This window comes from Lysobacterales bacterium (assembly GCA_014946745.1).
Lineage (GTDB): Bacteria > Pseudomonadota > Gammaproteobacteria > Xanthomonadales > Xanthomonadaceae > Aquimonas.
On sequence record JADCRD010000003.1, the window covers coordinates 509,029 to 526,382 of the forward strand.

The window sequence follows — 17,354 nt, forward strand, 5'->3', positions numbered from 1 at the left end:
AGGATACGGGATCGGCTGCTGCGGCGCACCACGGCCATAGTCGGTGCGCCCTGGCGGCACGGCCGCACTAGCTTGCGCGTGCCGCGCAACAGAGGTAGCACACAGGGCGCGCGTGTCGCGCACCAGAGGTGGCACATTGGGCGCGCGCACCGCGCTCCCCTCCCTCGTGATGAGCGGCGCCTCGGACGATTTCCAGAAGCCCTGCGAGCAGCCGGTGCACACGGCTTGTCCGCCCAACGTCCCCAGAGTTTCTCGGCCGCGCGTTGCGAGCCAGGTGTTCTTGAAGAGACCGGGGCACGTCCGCTTGCGCGCCCTGTAGGAGCCTGCTTGCAGGCGACCGCTGCCTGCGCTCTGCACCACCCTGCGGGTCGCGAGCAAGCTCGCTCCTACAAACGGCCGCGCCTGGCGGGACGACCAGTGGGTTCCAAGTGTTCTGTTTCTTGAGAGTGTCGAGTGCGCCGTGGGTCAGCGCTCCACGGCGGCACTGCCCGGCGCTTCGGCCACCCGCTGCAGCCTCAGTGCGAACGGCAGCAGCAGGCGCAGCCGCTGCGGCCCCTCGTAGGCCACCAGGGCGCCTTCGAGGACGTCGTCATCGCGCAGGCTGAGCTTCAGCAGCAGCGCGGCCGCGCCGTCCGGCGCGTCGGCCGAACGCCAGGGCCCCTGCACGGCGCTGACCAGCGAGTTCTCCCTGACGATCGCCTGGAAGGTCCGAACGGTGGGCGTGGTCTCGCCGTCGACGCCGGACAGGTACTCGAACCGGCTCTCGCCTTCGGGATCGATCTGCAGGCGAACGCTGCGCGCCTGTCCATCGACCGTGACCGTGCCCGCCCAGTCGCCGCGGAAGCGCGTCGGTGTGCTCAAGGCAGCAAAGCCGGCGATCGGGTCCAGGCCCAGCGCCGGTGCCTCGGGCCAGGCGGTTCTCAAGAGGCGTTCCGCCAGCGCCTGCACGAAGGGCTGGGCCTCGCTGCGGTTGACCAGCACGGTGAGCACCAGGCCCTGCTCGGGATAGAGCGCAAGCAGCGTGCTCGCGCCGGGCATGCCGCCTTCGTGCCAGAGCTGCTGGGGTGCGGCGACCGGGCCGCGCACGTACCAGCCCTGGCCGTACCAGGCCTCGCCATACAGCGGATGCGCGGCGCCGTCGGGGTCGGGGCCGCGCATGGCCATCACCTGCGCTTCTGGCAGCCGCGCGAGCATCGCTTCGAAGCGCGACGGGTCGAGATGAAAGGCGCCGAAGCGCAGCAGGTCGTCGACGCTCGCGAACACGTTGCCCGCGCCCGGTGTGTCGTTCCACAGCGGGCCGATCGGTGTCAGCGACGCGTCGTAGGCGACCGCGCCCGCGTGGGCGTGTGTGCCGGCCACAAACGCATCGCGCATCGCCAAAGGGGTGAACACCGCACGCTGCAGGTAGCGCTCGAAGGAGACGCCGCTGCGCGCGCTGATGGCATCGCCGATCAGGCCGTAGCCAAGGTTCGAATACTCGGCGATCCGGCCCGGCGTCTGCACGGTGCGCAGGTAGGGCCGCTGCGCCATTGATGCCCGGGCTGCGGCCGCCTCGATCGCCTCGCCGTAGTGGATCCGCGCATAGGTGCCCAGGCCCGCGGTGTGGTGCAGCAGCCGCGCCAGCGTGACGCCCTGCGGTGGATCGGCCTGCCCGTTTTCCGGTGCCAGCGCAGGCAGCAGCTCCTGGATCGGTGCGTCCAGCGACAGGCCAGAGGCATGCTGCAGCACGCGCAGCGCGGTCGCGGTGATCGGTTTGCTCAAGGATGCCAGCGCATAGGGCGTCTGCAGGCTCGCCGCGATCCTGCGCTCACGATCGGCCGTGCCAACCGCAGCGGCATGCAGCACCACGCCGTTGCGGGCGATGGCATAGGCCGCCGACGGGATCTCGCCCGCATCGAGCGCCGCGCGCGCAAACGCATCGGCCTCGCTGAAGTCAGGCGGGCGGTGCTCGCGCGCCTCGGATGCGGCGGCAAGGCCGGTCGCCATCGACAGCAGCAGGAACAGCGAAGCGCGAACGCGTGTAGCGGCAGAGCTTGCAGGGCGTGCAGCGGGAGTCATGTCGACAGCCTCAGCGGGTGGATCGGGATTGAAACTGCGCGCGGTACTGCAGCGGCGCGATGCCGTAGTGGCGCTCGAAAGCGCGGCGGAACACATCGGCGCTGAGGTAACCCACGCTGCGGGCGATGCGCTCGATGCCAAGGTGGCTCGCGATAAGCCGCTGCCCGGCCTCTTCCACCCGCAGCCGCTCGACATAGGCCGCTGGCGACAGCGCGAAGTGGCGCATGAACAGGCGTGAGAGCTGACGCTCGCTGCAGTGGCAGCGCGCGGCCAGCGCCGCCACCGACAGCTCGCCGTCGAGATGATCGAGGATCCAGGCCGACAGCCGGCTCAAGCGGACGTCCTCTGCATCCCGCGACGCCAGCCGATCGCAGTACTGGCGCTGGCCGCCCGGGCGCTTGAGATGCACCACCAGCTCGCGCGCCACCGCCAGCGCGCAGTCGCTGCCGTGGTCCTGTTCCACCAGCGACAGGCAGAGGTCGATGCCGGCAGTCACTCCCGCGGAGGTGTAGAGCGCGCCTTGGCGCAGGTACAGGGCATCGATCACCAGACCGATCGCCGGATAGCGCGCGGCGAAGGCTGCGGCATGCTTCCAATGGGTGGTCGCCTGCAGGCCATCGAGCAGTCCGGCTTCGGCCAGCGCATAGGCGCCGGTGCAGATCGAGGCCAGACGCCGCACGCCCGCGTGGTGCTGCCGCAGCCAGGCCGCAGCGCGCGCGAGCCGCGCCGGTTCGCGCAGGCCTTTGCCGCCCGGCACGATCACGGTGTCGGCCGGTGCCGGGTTCTCCAACAGCGCGTCCGCCACCAGGCGCAGACCGTTCTCCGCCGTAAAGCACGGGCCATCGAGGCTCATCACCTGCAGGGCATAGCCACCGCGCCCTCGCGGGCGCCGCTCGCGCAGCCAATCGTTCGCCGTCGCGAACACTTCCGCCGGCCCGGTCAGATCCAGCGCGGTCAGCCCGTCGTAGCCGAGGAGAACAATCTGTCGGGTGCGGGTGGAGGGTTTCATGCGGCCAGTCTGCGCTGGGCGAGGCGGGGCAGAAAGACCAGGAAACGATGATTTCAGCCACGTATGGGTTGCGGCGCGCGCGCCGAAGTAGATGCAGATTCGACCGGACGCTTCAGCGGGCCGAATCACCCTGGGCGATGCGCGCTGCGTTCGACCTCCGCCGCGGCCCTAGGGCGACGCTGGCGTGCTGCAGCGAAGGGTGTGCCCGATCAGCCCATAGGGTGGGTCTTGACCCACCGGCGCTCGACCACCGGCTCTCGATCACTGGCACTCGACTTCCGCCTCGGCCCGGCACCCCGGACAGCGCGAGGCGCTGTGGCAGACACCACGCCGCGGTGGGTCAAGACCCGCCCTATGGATCCGGCGCGATGACGAATGAACGCGTTCGGCATAGCGCGCCGGTTCACGCGCGACTTGTGAACGCCTTGCGCCCAAGACTTCAGCTGGTCGGGTCGATATCGCCGCCTTCCCGCCAAGGTCACAGCCAAGCCACCGGCGCACGGTCAGTGCCTGGGCTTGTGCTTGCGCGACCTTTACCTGCGCTCCAGCCCATAGGGTGGGTCTTGACCCACCGGCTCTCGACCACCGGCTCTCGACCGCCGGCGCTCGATTTCCGCCTCGGCCGGGCACCCCGGACAGCGCGAGGCGCTGCGGCGGACGCCACGCCGCGGTGGGTCAAGACCCACCCTATGGATCCGGCGCGATGAAAATTGAACGCGTTCGGCACAGCGCGCCGGTTCACGCGCGACTTGTGAACGCCTTGCGCCCAAGACTTCAGCTGGCTGGGTCGATATCGCAGCCTTCGCGGCAAGGTCACAGCCAAGCCATCGGCGCCCGGTCAGTGCCTGGGCTTGTGCTTGCGCGACCTTTACCTGCTCTCCAGCCCATAGGGTGGGTCTTGACCCACCGGCTCTCGATTACCGCCCCGTTCCGGCACCCCTGATCCCGCGAGGCACTGAGGCGGGAACCGCCGCCCGCGAATTGATATGCGGGCGACGAGGCCGACGTGTTCGGGCGCACTGACGTTCCAGGTTCAACCCACGCCTGCTCGTTGATGAGCAGGCGACCGACACCAGCGATCCTCACCGTCTCCTCGAACAGGTTTCAACCCACGCCTGCTCGTTGATGAGCAGGCGACCGACACCAGCGATCCTCACCGTCTCCTCGAACAGGTTTCAACCCACGCCTGCTCGTTGATGAGCAGGCGACGCCGCCGCCGCTGGCGCGCGCCAGATCCGCGTTGTTTCAACCCACGCCTGCTCGTTGATGAGCAGGCGACGCACCTGATTCTGCAGGCGCCGCCGCTCGACCCGTTTCAACCCACGCCTGCTCGTTCATGAGCAGGCGACCTCCTGGTACTCGCCAGTGATCTGCACCTGACCCATGTTTCAACCCACGCCTGCTCGTTGATGAGCAGGCGACGGGGCTCAGCCCGCTGGCCAGCACGTACTGCCCGTTTCAACCCACGCCTGCTCGTTGATGAGCAGGCGACATTCCAATTCGGCTGGGCGTCTGCCGCAGCATCGCTTCAACCCACGCCTGCTCGTTGATGAGCAGGCGACCGGGCGCGAAGTTGTCCATGAAGGTCCGCATGCCGGTTTCAACCCACGCCTGCTCGTTGATGAGCAGGCGACCTGGCCGCGCGCTTGGAGCGCGTGCGCGTGGCGTTTCAACCCACGCCTGCTCGTTGATGAGCAGGCGACCCGACACAGACCGCACGCCCTGCGGACTCAGAAAGTTTCAACCCACGCCTGCTCGTTGATGAGCAGGCGACGCCGCGCGCTATCACGAGCACTGCCCGCCAGACCTGTTTCAACCCACGCCTGCTCGTTGATGAGCAGGCGACACAGGCTGCACCCGCGTGGGCAGTGGACCATAGGTTTCAACCCACGCCTGCTCGTTGATGAGCAGGCGACGATCAAGAAAGACCCCAAGCGACTCGCGAACATGTTTCAACCCACGCCTGCTCGTTGATGAGCAGGCGACCGGCCGCGCGGACGCGGCGCGGATGAGGAGCTGGCGTTTCAACCCACGCCTGCTCGTTGATGAGCAGGCGACTCGCACTACCACCGTGCTGTTCCGCCACGGCGAGTTTCAACCCACGCCTGCTCGTTGATGAGCAGGCGACAGGCTGTGCCGCTGCGAATCGCCGCGCGCCTTCTTGTTTCAACCCACGCCTGCTCGTTGATGAGCAGGCGACCTGCTGGCAGAGCGCGAGGCCCTGGGCCTCAAGTTTCAACCCACGCCTGCTCGTTGATGAGCAGGCGACCTTGGCTGCTGCAGAGGCTAGGGCACGCGACCGGGTTTCAACCCACGCCTGCTCGTTGATGAGCAGGCGACCTGATCGGCGGCGAGCTAAACGCGGCTGTTGTGTTTCAACCTACGCCTGCTCGTTGATGAGCAGGCGACGAAGCCTTCGCGCGCGCGCGCGAGGAAGGAGAGGTTTCAACCCACGCCTGCTCGTTGATGAGCAGGCGACCTGATTCGCGGCGCAGGACATTGACTCCGTAGCGGTTTCAACCCACGCCTGCTCGTTGATGAGCAGGCGACCCGAGAAACTGACTCGCCAGCTTGGCGATCTGGTGTTTCAACCCACGCCTGCTCGTTGATGAGCAGGCGACGCAGATGATCTCTTCGCGCTGCTTGTTCACCTTGTTTCAACCCACGCCTGCTCGTTGATGAGCAGGCGACCCGCCCAGGCTCAGGCGAAGGGAGGTGCGGAGTGTTTCAACCCACGCCTGCTCGTTGATGAGCAGGCGACGCGCGTGGATCAGGGCTTGAAGGTGCCGCGCAGTTTCAACCCACGCCTGCTCGTTGATGAGCAGGCGACGCCGGCATCCTTGGCCACAAGCACCGCCGACTGGTTTCAACCCACGCCTGCTCGTTGATGAGCAGGCGACGCTGGCAAAGACTGCCTGCTAGTAGCCATCACTGTTTCAACCCACGCCTGCTCGTTGATGAGCAGGCGACCGGGCTCACGCCGCAGCAGGCCAGCTTTGTCGAGTTTCAACCCACGCCTGCTCGTTGATGAGCAGGCGACGCGTCGCGCGCACCAATGCGATCGATCTTGTCGAGTTTCAACCCACGCCTGCTCGTTGATGAGCAGGCGACGCTCTGCAGCGTGCCGTCAAGCGGATCCAGCCCGTTTCAACCCACGCCTGCTCGTTGATGAGCAGGCGACCTTGGAAAGCAGCGCAACATCCCTCGCCATGCGCTCGTTTCAACCCACGCCTGCTCGTTGATGAGCAGGCGACCGCTTGTTGGTCATGGGTCAGGCCAGCCAAGCGTGTTTCAACCCACGCCTGCTCGTTGATGAGCAGGCGACTCGATCGCAGCGCCGCGCATGGCCGTACTGCAAAGTTTCAACCCACGCCTGCTCGTTGATGAGCAGGCGACCACGCGCATCGTCACACAGCAGGACTGCCAGGCGTTTCAACCCACGCCTGCTCGTTGATGAGCAGGCGACAGCGCTAGACGCGTCTAGCCTCGTCGAGCATGTTTCAACCCACGCCTGCTCGTTGATGAGCAGGCGACCGTTGTTGATCGGCGCCAGCCGCTGGATTTCTAGTTTCAACCCACGCCTGCTCGTTGATGAGCAGGCGACACGCGGATGGTGTAGGGCTCAAGCCCGCCGCGGACTTGTTTCAACCCACGCCTGCTCGTTGATGAGCAGGCGACGTTTTTCTGCCTGCAGCTCGTCAATTGCATCTTGTTTCAACCCACGCCTGCTCGTTGATGAGCAGGCGACACGCCGGTCAGACCGCTGTCGCCCACTGCCGTGTTTCAACCCACGCCTGCTCGTTGATGAGCAGGCGACCGTGTTCGCCAATCCGGTGGTGGGCACCAGCACCGTTTCAACCCACGCCTGCTCGTTGATGAGCAGGCGACTCCACCTCGGCAAAACGCTGATCTGCAAGGCTTGCGCGCACGCTTTGCGCGAACCTCGTTGAATGCTGGACATCGAGCGAGCGAACAGCCACGCGCGGCTCCGCAACTTCAGAGAAATCAGGGCTTTCCGGTCTGCGTGAACCTGACGGGAAATCGGGCGATGCTTGGGGTTCGCGTCAGACCACCAAGGGGCCGTCGAAGTCTAGCGCACGGAAGTTGCCGTGCTGCTTGATGTTGAGTTCCACCGGCTCGTGCAGGCGGTAGAAGCGCAGGCAGTCCTGCTCGGGGTCGATGATCGACAGCAGGCGGCGCTCCAGCTCTTCGAACTGCATCTGGTTGATGCGGCACTCGAACACCGACTTCTGCACGCGCTGGCCGATGCGTTCACAGGCCTTGGCCACGCGGCGCAGGCGACTGCGGCCTTCGCTGGTTTCGGTGGACACGTCGTAGCAGGCGATGACCAGCATGGCGACCTCAGCGGTGCAGATAGGGCAGGTAGGCGGGTGTTTCGCCGCGCAGGCTGCGCGCCAGGATGCGGGCCTGCACCTGCGGCAGCAGACCGCAGGGAATCTCGGCCTCCAGCAGCGGGTGGGTCAACACGTCTTGCTTGCGGGTTTGCCAGGCGGTGGCGACGGTGCGGCGCGCCTCGTCGCCCAGCAGCACACCGCCGCCTTCGGTGATGCGGAAATCGTTCTCGCCGATCTGCCCGCGGTTGATCAAGGACAACGCAGTGCGATCGGCCAGCACCGCGCGAAACTCTTCCACCAGGTCCAGCGCCAGCGCGGGCCGACCGGGGCGCAAGGCATGCAGGAAGCCCATCTGCGGGTCCAGCCCCACCACTTCGAGCGCGCTGCGGCATTCGTGAGTGATCAAGGTATAGAGGTAGGAGAGCAGGGCGTTGCAGCGATCCCGCGGCGGCCGTCGGCTGCGCCCGCAAGGAGCGAAGGCCTCGCGGCGGTCGGGGCGGATCAGGTGCTGGAAGGCGCCGAAGTAGGTGCGTGCGGCTTCGCCTTCCACGCCACGCAGGGCATCCAGATCTTCCACTGCGGTGGCTGCGCGCAGCGAGGCATCGAACTTCTGCACCGCCGCAGCCAGCGCTTCGCTGTCGGCTTCGGTCTTCGCCTCGCGCGCGCCGCGCTGCAGCACATGCCGGCTGTTGCGCAGCTTGCCCAGCACGAACTGGCGCGCGTTCGCCAGCGTGCTGGCGGCATCCGAGACGGCCTGATGCTGGGCCTGTCGCAGCAGTACGTTGCCGCTCATCGGGCCTTCGATGCGCGCGCGGAATCGGCCGCTGCGATCGAGCAGGCAGAGCCCGATGCCGGCTTCCGCGCAGCGTCCGATCAGGGCCGGTGAGATCAGCACATCGCCCAGGCAGACGATGCTGCCCAGATGGTGCAGGGGCACGCGCAGGCGGGTTTCGCGCTCCACTTCGATGCGCACGGTGTCGTTGTCCAGATGCAGATAGCTGCCGCCGGTCATCACGTACAGGGTGTTCTGCAGGGTGTAGCTGAGGCTCATGGCGCGGTCAGCTCCTTCAGCAGCGCCGCGTAGCGGGCGTGCTCGGCCAGCGGCTTGGGTTGGCAGAGTTCGATCAGCGAGCACTCGCGGCAGCGCGCGTCGTTGGCCGGTGGCGGCAGGCGCGCCTCACGCAGCATCTCTCGCACTGCGAGGGCTGCTGCTTCCACCTCGGCGCGCAGCGCGGCGTCGACGCGCACTTCGCGCCGACGACGCGAGCTGTGGTGGTAGATCGCGCCCGCGGGCACCGGCTTGCCGGTCATCTCTTCCAGGCACAGCGCCTGCGCGGCGAGCTGCAGTTCGTCGTGCCGACGCTGGCGTCGGCGACCGTGCTTGTATTCGACGGGGTAGGGCGTGCCGTCAGCGGCGAACTCGACCACATCGGCCTTGCCGATCAGGCCCAAGCGCTCGCACCACAGCGGCATGGCGCGCTCGATGCGCGTGCGGCCTGCACGCTCCAGCCCGGGTTCATCGACCAGCGCATGCACGGCGCGCCCGCGCGCGGTGTGCAGGTTCTCGGCAAAGGCTTGCTCAAGATGGATCAGCGCGCACTGGCGCGGGCAGTAGCTCCAGTGCTGCAGGGCTGACAGCGGGATGGGGTCTTCAGCGTCCACCCGCGGCATCGCCCAAGGGCCGCCAGCGCACGGCCTCGTCCAGCACGATGAAGTAGCCGCCGCTGCGCGCTTCAGCTGTATCGAGCAGGGCCAGCAGGCGCAGCGCGGCATCGTCCACGCCGAAGCGCTGCAGGCGGTAGAGCACCAGCGCAGGCGGTGGCGTCAGCCCGCGCCGGAAGATCAGCTCGCCGTAGTCCATGTCAAAGGTCAGCAGCCAGCGCTGCTCGGCCACGGCGCGCGCCAGCACGCTGACGTCATCAATGCCCGGTGAGTCCTCGCGGATGGCGGCCACTTCAATACCCGCGGCCCGAAGCCGCCGGATCGACGGCGCGGGCAGGTTCTCGTTGGCCAGCAGGCGCGGCGGCCACATGGCCTAGGCCACTGCCTTGCCCGCGGCGATGTAGCGTTCGTCGCGCATCAGCTCGGCGGCAAAGGCCAGGGCGGCCTGGATGTCTTCGGCGCTCAGGTGCGGGTAGGCCTCGATCAGGGTGGGCAGGTCCCAACCGCCGGAGAGCCGCTCCAGAATCCACTCCACCGAGATGCGCGTGCCGCGGATGCAGGGCTTGCCCAGCATCACCTCGGGTTCGGCCACGATGCGGCTCTTCCAGTCCATGTCAGCACCTGCGGATCAGTTCAACGCCCGGGCCGGCGGATACGACTTCGCCCGCGGCAAGGGTACGCCCGTCGAAGTGCACGGCGTAGTCGTCGAAGCGGCGGGCAATCGACACTTCGGGCTTGCGCGCCACCGTGAGACGGTCGAACAGGCTGTGCGCAGGCGCGTTGCCCAGCTCGCTCTCGTGCTTGAACACGTACAGGCCGCGGGTGGACATCTGCCCGCGTGCGGCCGAGCGGTCGTGCTCGAACATCTGGCCGAGCGCCTGCCACAGCAGTTCGAGGTCGACTTCGGAGAAGCCCGACTGCTTGGCGAGGAAGCTGGAGACGAAGCCATGCGCGACATAGAGGCCATAGGGCACGGTGTGCTTGCGGCCCATCGTGCGGTTATCGCCGCCCTGCTTCTCGGCCTCGGCCTCGGCTTCGGTGGCGACCGCCATGCGGGTGATGCTGTGCTCCTGCGCGACGATGGGGTCGACCGAGCGGCCAAAGGTCAGCTGCACGGGGCCGCGGACCTGGCCGCAGTTGACGCCAGTCGACATCACCGCGCCAAAGGTGCGGACATCGAAAAAGTTGCGGCACATCCACTGCCGGGCCTCATCGACATGGGCGCCACCCTTGCGCTTTTTGTCATCGCTGGCCAGCGCCTCGGCGGCGCCGATGCCTTCATAGGCGCGCTCGTGCTGCTTGTTGAGCACGGCGCGCTCCTTGACGTAGATCTCGTAGGGCGGCTGCTCGCTCTTCACCAGGCCGACGTAGTTGCGCACCTTGCGCTTGAGGCAGACGTCGGTCACCAGGCCCAAGCCGGTTTCCACGTCCAAGCGCGGCAGGTTGCCGGCGTCGGGGTCGCCGTTGGGGTTGCCGTCGATCACGTCGAACAGCAGGGCAAAGTCATAGCGATGGGCGAGGCTCATGCGGCGGTCTCCTGTTCATTGACGGTGCGATAGGTCGAAGTGTGCTGACGCTGGTGGTAATAGCCGACGGCAAAGCGTCCCTGGTCGGCGAGCGCCAGGCTGGGTGGGAAGGGCACATCGGCCGGCAGGCCGTCGATGATCGCGCCGACCAGCTTTTCAAGGTTCTGCGCGCGGCCGCGGCTGTCGATCTTGGCGAGGTGGTGATTCTTCAGGCGATTCAGCGTCGGAAACACGGCCAGCGGGTTGCTGGATGCCGAACCGAAATAGCGATCGCGGATCGTGGCGTTGAGGCCCGGATTCGCCTCTTCCTGGATGCGTTCGAGCACGGCAAACAGGCGGCCGAGGCGATAGGCGACATTGGTGTTCTCTGGGTCGAGCGACACGGTGAGCTTCTCCTTGTCTTCAGTGGCCATCCGATTCAGGCAGGCCTTGAGCGCGGCGGCGCGTGGGTAGTCGATGTCCTGTTCGGCCCGGCAGCGCCGCAGCGCGGCCTGCAGCCAGCTCTGCGGGTAGGCCGCACCCGACAGGATCGAACGCAGGATGTCGCCGCCCAGGCTGGGCGGCAGGTGGTCGAGCTTGCCCTGCAGGGCGCAGGCGCGAAGCAGTCGGTTCAGCGGGAGGGCTTCCGGCTGGTTCGGGCCGTGAGCGAGCGCGATGTCATCGAACCAGCGGGCAAAGCGCGCGGACATTCCGGCAATGGTGTCGACATGCCAGAAGCGCACCGACAGCCGCGCGGCATTCGGCGCTAGCCCCAGCACGTAGAAGCGTTGTCGCGCTTCGGGCAGCTGTGCGTACTGGCCGGTGCGCACCGTGGCATACAGCTTCGCGACGCGGTCGGTGTGGGCGGCCGGGTCGTCCTCCTGGGCGATGCCCAGCAGGCTCAGAAAGTCGCCTTGCTCCATGGCGCTGTCGTGCTCGGACCAGAACACCATCGAGGTATCGCCCACCTGCGCGCGCTGCCGGGAGTTGCGGCCCAGCAGATCGTTCAGCGCTGTCGTGTACTTGGCGGCAGCGTCCTTGCCGACGGGGGCATTCGCGCCCTGCGACTTGCCGTAGGACGCGAACGAGGCCTGATTGAAAGACACGATGTTGGCGCCCGAGGTCTGCGCACCCCAGACGCCCTTGATGGCCGCATGCAGTCGTTCGATCGACGCAGGCTCGCCGCTGACCAAACACAGGCCGTCGTTGTCCGCGGCCGACAGCAATGACCTGCACGCGGCCACCACGGCGGGGCGCTGGCAGACGAGGTCGTCATCATTGGAGAGGCGAAAGCTCATCAGAGGGTTGCTGGTGCGGATCTCCTCCCACAGCGGGTCGCGCGCCAGCTGCTCCAGATCGAGCGCATCGAGAAAGGCGAGCACGGCCGCGACGCCGGCATCGCTGCGCGCAGGCTCCGGCAGGCTTTCGACCCGCTGGCGAAAGGCGAGATGCTGTTCGCGCAGGCGCTCGGGCTTGGAAGCTTTTCCCTTCAGCTCGACCGGACAGCCCAGAACGTATTCGGCGGTGTCCCAGAGCAGGTTGGCTTTGACGCCGGAGGTCTTCTTCTCGCCCTGCGGCACGATGCGCGGCCGCGCCCGCCGCGCCTTGCCTTCGCCCTGGCGCACATCGCGGAACTGGAGGAAGCGTCCGCCGCTGTCGATCTCGATCAGGAACGGAATCTCCTTGCTCTCGAACCCCAGCGGCGCCGGCTGCTCATTCCTATCGCTGAGCTTCGCGCGGCGCTCGTACAGCTCGACCAGACTCTGCAGGATCATCCGCGCACCTCCGGGCTGTTCCAGGCCGGCACCTGCACCACGCCCTGCTGCAGCGTCGCTTTGAAGAAGCGCGGCGCAGGCTCGGTGGGGGTGGCGAAGTCGAGGTCGTACAGCATCCAGCCGAGCTCGCGGCTCTCGTCCAGCGCGGCGGGTTCAGCGGCCACGTCTTCCACCCAGCGCACGTCGGCCGAGAACTCGCGGCAGCCGAGGTAGGGCTGGTTGACGCACTGCCCGCGCTGCGCGCGGCGCCGGAACATGTCGGCGAACTTGCCAGCGTTGTCGCCGGGCCCGGCCTCGCGGGTCAGCTCAAAGCGCGCATGCAGGCGGTAGCGCACATCGCGCAGAAACAGGCCGGCGCGTTGCTGGCGATCCTCGTCGGCGTACAGCGCCAGCGCGCCCGAGCCCGACCGCATCGCAGCCTCGACCGAGCGCGACGACACCACCGAGCCGACCTCGTTGCGGCGCAGGCTGAACCAGCGGATCGGGTTCAACACCTCGATCTTCTGCACCTGCCAGCGGATCGCCGGCTTCCAGCAGATCGACTCGAAAATCGCGCGCGCCGCCGACGGGGTGATCACGTCGTAGGACACGCGCTCGGCCTTCATCTCGGGCCGGGTGAAGCAGGCGAAGTCGCCGCGGACGTCCAGACAGAAACCTTGCATGCGTGCTCCATCAAACCATCAAGAGGGCGCCGGCATCCGGGCCATCCAGCCGCAGGCCCAGCACCGCGTCGTACTGCGTTGGAGAGACCAGTTCCCAGACCCCCGGGAACAGCTCGTGAACTTCGTGGGAGTGCTGCAGGTGCTGAAAGTCCCGCGGGTTCACGTTGACCGTGAAGCGCTGCAGCCGGCGCAGCGCAGCGCCTTGGCCCTGCTGCGCCATCAGTGCGGCGCGCGCAGCCGCGTAACGCCCGTCATCGGCATCCGACTGGTACGGCACCAGGATCGCCTGCTGGCCATCATCGATCAGCTTGAAGCGCTCGGCCGCCGTGCGCAGCTGCAGGTTCTGGGCCTTCAGCAGACCGACGATGTCGTGCTGATCCAGCGCGCAGTCGCTGTAGAGGGACTGGAAGTAGCGGGTGAACAGCGCGGGCTGCAGCGGATCACCTTCAGCCTGCTTCAAAACGCCGATGCAGGCTTGCGCGCCCATCCGCTGCAGCCCCGGCGGCGCCGGCTTCATCGGCACGAACACAATCACTCTGCCCAGCTCCGCCAGCAGCCCCTCGCGGTTGCAGCGCCCGGCCGCCTGCGCGATTGAGTCCAGCCCAGCCAGCGCGCGGTAGACCACAGGGAAGTCCACATCCACACCGGCCTCGATCAGGCTGGTGCTGACCACGCGCAGCGGTGCGGTGGCGTGGCCCTCGCGTCGCGCCTCCAGTCGCTGGCGGATCTGCTGGATCACTTCGGAGCGATGGGCGCCGCACATGCGCCCCGACAGATGCAGGCTGCCCGTGGGCAGCACCGCATGCAGCGCCTGCGCATCGGCGCGGCTGTTGACGATCACCAGCACGCAGTCGTGGGCGCTGACGCGTTCTGCCAGATCGGGCCAGTCGGTGCCTCGCGACAGGTCTTCGGGCAGCTCGACCCGCACGCGCTTCAACTGCCGGTACAGCGCCTCGCGGTCTGCAACCAGCTCGGTGGGCTCAGGCAGGCCGCGGAAGTGCTGGCCGAAGCTGCGGCGCTCCGACAGCGCGGGCTGGGTGGCGGTGCACAGAACGATCGAGGTGCGGTAGTGCTGGCCCAGCAGGCGCAGCACGTTGGTGATCGGCAGCAGGAAGGGCGGCGGCAGCATCTGCGCCTCGTCCAGGATCACCACGCTGTCGAGGATGTTGTGCAGCTTGCGGCAGCGGCTGGTGCGGGCGGCGAACAGGGATTCGAAGAACTGCACATTGGTGGTGACGATGATCGGCGCGTCCCAGTTTTCCGTGGCCAGCCTTGAGCGTTGGGTTTCGCGGCTGCCCTCGTTCTGGACCTCGAAGTTGCTGTGGTGCTCGACGACCGAGTCACCGAAGATCCCGCGGAACACGTCTGCGGTCTGCTCAATGATGCTGGTGTAGGGGATGACGTAGATCATCCGCTTGAAACCGTGGCACTGCGCGTGCTCCAGCGCGAAGGCCATGCTGGACAGCGTCTTGCCGCCGCCGGTGGGTACGGTGAGGCTGAACAGGCCCGGCGCGCAGGCTGCGCGCTCGCGGCAGTCGGCGAGAATCTGCGCGCGCAGCTGCTTGACCGGGCTGTCGGCCTTGAACCTCGCCATGTGGGCATCGAAGCGCGGCTTGAGTTCGGCCAGCGCGGGATAGGCGCTGCGCAGGCGTGAGGCCGCCGGGTCGCCGAAGGCTTCGCTGTCTAGCACATCGGCATCGACCAGGCAGGAGAACAGCAGGCGCAGCCAAGTGGCGAAGGCGAGGGGCTCTTTCGCGTGAGCCCCGGGAATCGTGGGTGGCGCAAGTGCGGTGCTGTCGAGAACGTGCGGCGGTGGTGCGCCCAGCTTTGCCGCTTCGAGTCGGCCAGCCGTTCTTGCGCGTTCCAGTCGAGCCTCAAGCTCGGACGCGTCGTAGAGCCCCGCATGGTGGGCTGCGATGGGATGGGCGATGAGCACGCCGAGTTGTCCCAGATGACGCAGGGCATGCAGCGCGCCAGCGGCGGAGTGATCCACGCGACCGCTGTCGCCGATCCCCGCATCCTCGTGATCCACCTCGACGCCATTCGCCTCCAGCAGATAGCGCTGAAAATCGGCAGCGTACTTGCCGAGGTCATGCCAGCGGCCGGCCAGCTCGCCCCAGGCCTCGCCTCCAAAGGCCGCTGCGAAGCGCTGGGCGCGGCTCGCGACGCCCTCCAGATGATCCTCAAGCGCCTGAAACCTCAGTGCGCCCTGGGCGTCCGTGATTGCACGCGCATAGACCATTTCATCGAAGTCCCGAACTGGGAGGGTGGACGCTAGCAGCCAGCGCGCACCTGCAATACCCCACGCACTGCCAAGAAATGCAAACCCGAGGCCGATTCTTTGGTCAGACACAGCGCTGGAAGCACGCGGCCCTCACAAGGCGGGCCGCGTAGCGTTCAGGCATCGACCGCGGCGACTACAGCAGCGGCACCAGCAGCAAGGCGACGATGTTGATGCTCTTGATCAGCGGGTTGATGGCCGGCGGCGATGGCGTCCATCAGCAGCCCGCCCAGCGCGGCTGGGCCGAGCAGCAGGCCGACCAGCAGAGCGATGGTCAGCAGCAGCATGGAGGGCAGGATCCTCTCCTTGATCGCCGCACGGGTCAGCAGGTCGACCGCTCTGTCCTACTCCGGCTTGCCGCTGCCTTCCATGACGCTCTTGATGTCGCGGAACTGTTGGCGCGCGAGGCCCCGGCGAGACGCTTACGTCCGCTCCGCTGCAGGGGCGCGCTCGCGCTGCAGTTCGATGACGCGCGTGCCGTTGTCGAGCCGCCGATCGGAGATCAGCACGAAGCCTTTGGCAGAGATCGGGGCGGATCCTGCGGCCTTGTCGATCGCGGCCTCCAGGCGTTGCCGGAAGGCGTGTTCCTGCCAGGCCCGATGGGCCGCGGGCGCGACCAGCAGCACTGCACACGCAGTCGCAGCAAGCGTCCAGGCGGGGCGCGTTGAGCGCTGACGCGGGGGTGCGTGCAGCGCCTGCTGCAGTCGCTGCAGCCCGCCCGGTGGCGGCGTCAGGATCGGCAGCTTCAGCTCAGGGCTTCTCATGTGATCTCTCCCCACCCAGACGCAGCCGAAGCTGGCGCAGGGCTTCGTGCTTGCGCGAGCCGACCGTGCCCTCGGCGATGCCGAGCAGGGCCGCGATCTCGCGGGTGTCGAAGCCGCTGAACTCCGACAGCAGCAGCACCTCCCGCAGCGCCTGCGACAGCCCGCCCAGTGCGTGACGCAGCGCGGCGTGCTCGGCCAGCAGCTCGGGCGAACGCACCGTCGCCAGCAGGTCCCACTCGCTGGCATCGGGCTCGCTGTCGATGCTCAGAAAACGACGCAGTCCGCGCCAGCGCAGCTGGTTGCGCGCGAGGTTCAGCGCGCTCGCATAGATGAACTGATCGAGCTCTTCGATGCGCACGCGCTCGCGCGCCGCCCACACCTTCATGAAGGCCTCGTGCTGGATGTCCTGGCACTCGCGCGGGTCCCATAGCAGGCGCAGCAGCACGTTGTAGAGCGGCCGTTCGAGTCGTCGGTATGCGCCGCTCAGGTCGGCCTCGGAGATCGGCATTGCCGGCGCTCACGGTGCCGGCGCCGGGTCGATCGGTTCGATGCGCACCACCAGGGCCTCGCCAGCGCCGCGCTCGTCGCGGAAGCTCAGAAGCATGTATTCGCCGGGCTTCATGGTGAGACGCGCTTCAGCACCCTCCTGAGCCAGACTCGCCGCGGCCGTGACGCTGCCGGTGCGGCTCGACGTCAGGCTGAGTTCGGCGAGGTAATCCTCGCCCAGCCGGAGCAGGGTGGCAGAAATGCCGAAGTGGACGCCGGAGCTGAGGCTCGGTCGCCCGTCGGTGGTGCGGGTCTGGACCGAAGCTTCGAGTTGCCGCCAGTCCGCGTAGGGCAGCCCGGTAAGCGCTTGCCTGATTTCGGGTGCCGCCGGTGGCAAGGCATCCAGTCCTTCGCCGGCCTTCAACGCCCAGGTCTGCAAACGCACGCGATGACCGCTGTCGGGCTGAGGCTGCGACTGCTGTTTGGCCTCGCGCATCTGTTCAAGGCTGCTCGCAATCTGCTCCAAGGTGCCGGCGTCGGCGCGAACCAGGATCTGGCCCGGGCCGGCCATGCTGGCCTTGCCTGCAGCCGAAGGCGTGAGCAGAGCATTCAGCGCGTCGACCAGAGCCTCCGTGCGATCTGGTGAGACCTCGAGGTAGCGCATCTCGAGTTCGCGGTTGGCATCCGATCCCTCACCGACCTGGCGACCGCATCCGGCCAGCGTCAGAACGTTGATGGAAAGCAGGAGCGCAAGGGTCCAACGGGCGTGTCGCATGGCGTGTTTCCAGTGGTGGGGT

At 67.4% G+C, this 17,354-nt stretch carries 14 protein-coding genes, 1 pseudogene and 1 CRISPR repeat array; all 15 genes and pseudogenes read right to left on the reverse strand.

Annotation, left to right across the window (positions count from 1 at the left end; genetic code table 11):
- Window positions 1–465 precede the first annotated feature (465 nt).
- The 15 genes and pseudogenes from H4O13_17890 to H4O13_17960 all read right to left on the reverse strand — a co-directional run bounded on the left by H4O13_17890 (window position 466) and on the right by H4O13_17960 (window position 17,332).
- A complete protein-coding gene (locus H4O13_17890; GenBank protein MBE5317267.1) occupies window positions 466–2,058 on the reverse strand; it encodes a beta-lactamase family protein in 1,593 nt (530 codons plus the stop codon).
- Between the two features lie 10 nt (window positions 2,059–2,068).
- A complete protein-coding gene (locus H4O13_17895) occupies window positions 2,069–3,067 on the reverse strand; it encodes a DJ-1/PfpI family protein (protein MBE5317268.1) in 999 nt (332 codons plus the stop codon).
- A gap of 1,030 nt (window positions 3,068–4,097) precedes the next feature.
- Window positions 4,098–6,955: a CRISPR direct-repeat array (repeat unit 37 nt; unit sequence GTTTCAACCCACGCCTGCTCGTTGATGAGCAGGCGAC).
- 176 nt (window positions 6,956–7,131) lie between these two features.
- On the reverse strand, window positions 7,132–7,422 hold the full coding sequence (gene cas2 / locus H4O13_17900; GenBank protein MBE5317269.1) for a CRISPR-associated endonuclease Cas2: 291 nt from the start codon (window positions 7,420–7,422) through the stop codon (window positions 7,132–7,134).
- 7 nt (window positions 7,423–7,429) lie between these two features.
- On the reverse strand, window positions 7,430–8,473 hold the full coding sequence (gene cas1c / locus H4O13_17905; protein MBE5317270.1) for a type I-C CRISPR-associated endonuclease Cas1: 1,044 nt from the start codon (window positions 8,471–8,473) through the stop codon (window positions 7,430–7,432).
- Window positions 8,470–9,093 (reverse strand): CRISPR-associated protein Cas4, encoded by a 624-nt coding sequence (gene cas4, locus H4O13_17910; protein ID MBE5317271.1) that lies wholly within the window; start codon window positions 9,091–9,093, stop codon window positions 8,470–8,472. The genes cas1c and cas4 overlap by 4 nt, the downstream gene beginning before the upstream one ends.
- Window positions 9,074–9,454: a DUF5615 family PIN-like protein gene (locus tag H4O13_17915; GenBank protein MBE5317272.1), complete on the reverse strand. Its 381-nt coding sequence runs from the start codon at window positions 9,452–9,454 to the stop codon at window positions 9,074–9,076. The genes cas4 and H4O13_17915 overlap by 20 nt, the downstream gene beginning before the upstream one ends.
- 3 nt (window positions 9,455–9,457) lie before the next feature.
- On the reverse strand, window positions 9,458–9,697 hold the full coding sequence (locus tag H4O13_17920) for a DUF433 domain-containing protein (protein ID MBE5317273.1): 240 nt from the start codon (window positions 9,695–9,697) through the stop codon (window positions 9,458–9,460).
- 1 nt (window position 9,698) lies between these two features.
- Window positions 9,699–10,610, reverse strand: coding sequence for a type I-C CRISPR-associated protein Cas7/Csd2 (cas7c, locus tag H4O13_17925; protein ID MBE5317274.1), 912 nt, complete (start codon window positions 10,608–10,610; stop codon window positions 9,699–9,701).
- Window positions 10,607–12,364: a type I-C CRISPR-associated protein Cas8c/Csd1 gene (gene cas8c, locus H4O13_17930; GenBank protein MBE5317275.1), complete on the reverse strand. Its 1,758-nt coding sequence runs from the start codon at window positions 12,362–12,364 to the stop codon at window positions 10,607–10,609. Before cas8c ends, cas7c begins: the two co-directional genes overlap by 4 nt.
- Window positions 12,361–13,026: a type I-C CRISPR-associated protein Cas5 gene (gene cas5c, locus H4O13_17935; GenBank protein ID MBE5317276.1), complete on the reverse strand. Its 666-nt coding sequence runs from the start codon at window positions 13,024–13,026 to the stop codon at window positions 12,361–12,363. The genes cas8c and cas5c overlap by 4 nt, the downstream gene beginning before the upstream one ends.
- A gap of 10 nt (window positions 13,027–13,036) precedes the next feature.
- Window positions 13,037–15,268: a CRISPR-associated helicase Cas3' gene (cas3, locus tag H4O13_17940; GenBank protein MBE5317277.1), complete on the reverse strand. Its 2,232-nt coding sequence runs from the start codon at window positions 15,266–15,268 to the stop codon at window positions 13,037–13,039.
- Window positions 15,269–15,443: 175 nt separating this feature from the next.
- Window positions 15,444–15,678, reverse strand: a pseudogene (locus H4O13_17945) (sodium/proton-translocating pyrophosphatase).
- A 51-nt stretch (window positions 15,679–15,729) separates the two neighbouring features.
- A complete protein-coding gene (locus tag H4O13_17950; protein ID MBE5317278.1) occupies window positions 15,730–16,071 on the reverse strand; it encodes a hypothetical protein in 342 nt (113 codons plus the stop codon).
- Window positions 16,058–16,579, reverse strand: a complete 522-nt coding sequence (locus tag H4O13_17955; GenBank protein MBE5317279.1) for an RNA polymerase sigma factor — start codon at window positions 16,577–16,579, stop codon at window positions 16,058–16,060. Before H4O13_17955 ends, H4O13_17950 begins: the two co-directional genes overlap by 14 nt.
- 9 nt (window positions 16,580–16,588) lie before the next feature.
- Complete coding sequence (locus H4O13_17960) at window positions 16,589–17,332, reverse strand: hypothetical protein (GenBank protein MBE5317280.1); 744 nt, start codon at window positions 17,330–17,332, stop codon at window positions 16,589–16,591.
- Between the last annotated feature and the right edge of the window lie 22 nt (window positions 17,333–17,354).

Bases quoted from the DNA above. Each gene is read 5' to 3' on its own strand.
- H4O13_17960 (MBE5317280.1), bottom strand. From the start codon at position 17,332: ATGCGACACGCCCGTTGGACCCTTGCGCTCCTGCTTTCCATCAACGTT.
- cas1c (MBE5317270.1), bottom strand. From the start codon at position 8,473: ATGAGCCTCAGCTACACCCTGCAGAACACCCTGTACGTGATGACCGGC.
- cas8c (MBE5317275.1), bottom strand. From the start codon at position 12,364: ATGATCCTGCAGAGTCTGGTCGAGCTGTACGAGCGCCGCGCGAAGCTC.
- cas2 (MBE5317269.1), bottom strand. From the start codon at position 7,422: ATGCTGGTCATCGCCTGCTACGACGTGTCCACCGAAACCAGCGAAGGC.
- H4O13_17920 (MBE5317273.1), bottom strand. From the start codon at position 9,697: ATGGACTGGAAGAGCCGCATCGTGGCCGAACCCGAGGTGATGCTGGGC.
- H4O13_17890 (MBE5317267.1), bottom strand. From the start codon at position 2,058: ATGACTCCCGCTGCACGCCCTGCAAGCTCTGCCGCTACACGCGTTCGC.
- H4O13_17895 (MBE5317268.1), bottom strand. From the start codon at position 3,067: ATGAAACCCTCCACCCGCACCCGACAGATTGTTCTCCTCGGCTACGAC.
- cas3 (MBE5317277.1), bottom strand. From the start codon at position 15,268: ATGGTCTATGCGCGTGCAATCACGGACGCCCAGGGCGCACTGAGGTTT.
- cas5c (MBE5317276.1), bottom strand. From the start codon at position 13,026: ATGCAAGGTTTCTGTCTGGACGTCCGCGGCGACTTCGCCTGCTTCACC.
- cas4 (MBE5317271.1), bottom strand. From the start codon at position 9,093: ATGCCGCGGGTGGACGCTGAAGACCCCATCCCGCTGTCAGCCCTGCAG.
- cas7c (MBE5317274.1), bottom strand. From the start codon at position 10,610: ATGAGCCTCGCCCATCGCTATGACTTTGCCCTGCTGTTCGACGTGATC.
- H4O13_17915 (MBE5317272.1), bottom strand. From the start codon at position 9,454: ATGTGGCCGCCGCGCCTGCTGGCCAACGAGAACCTGCCCGCGCCGTCG.
- H4O13_17955 (MBE5317279.1), bottom strand. From the start codon at position 16,579: ATGCCGATCTCCGAGGCCGACCTGAGCGGCGCATACCGACGACTCGAA.
- H4O13_17950 (MBE5317278.1), bottom strand. From the start codon at position 16,071: ATGAGAAGCCCTGAGCTGAAGCTGCCGATCCTGACGCCGCCACCGGGC.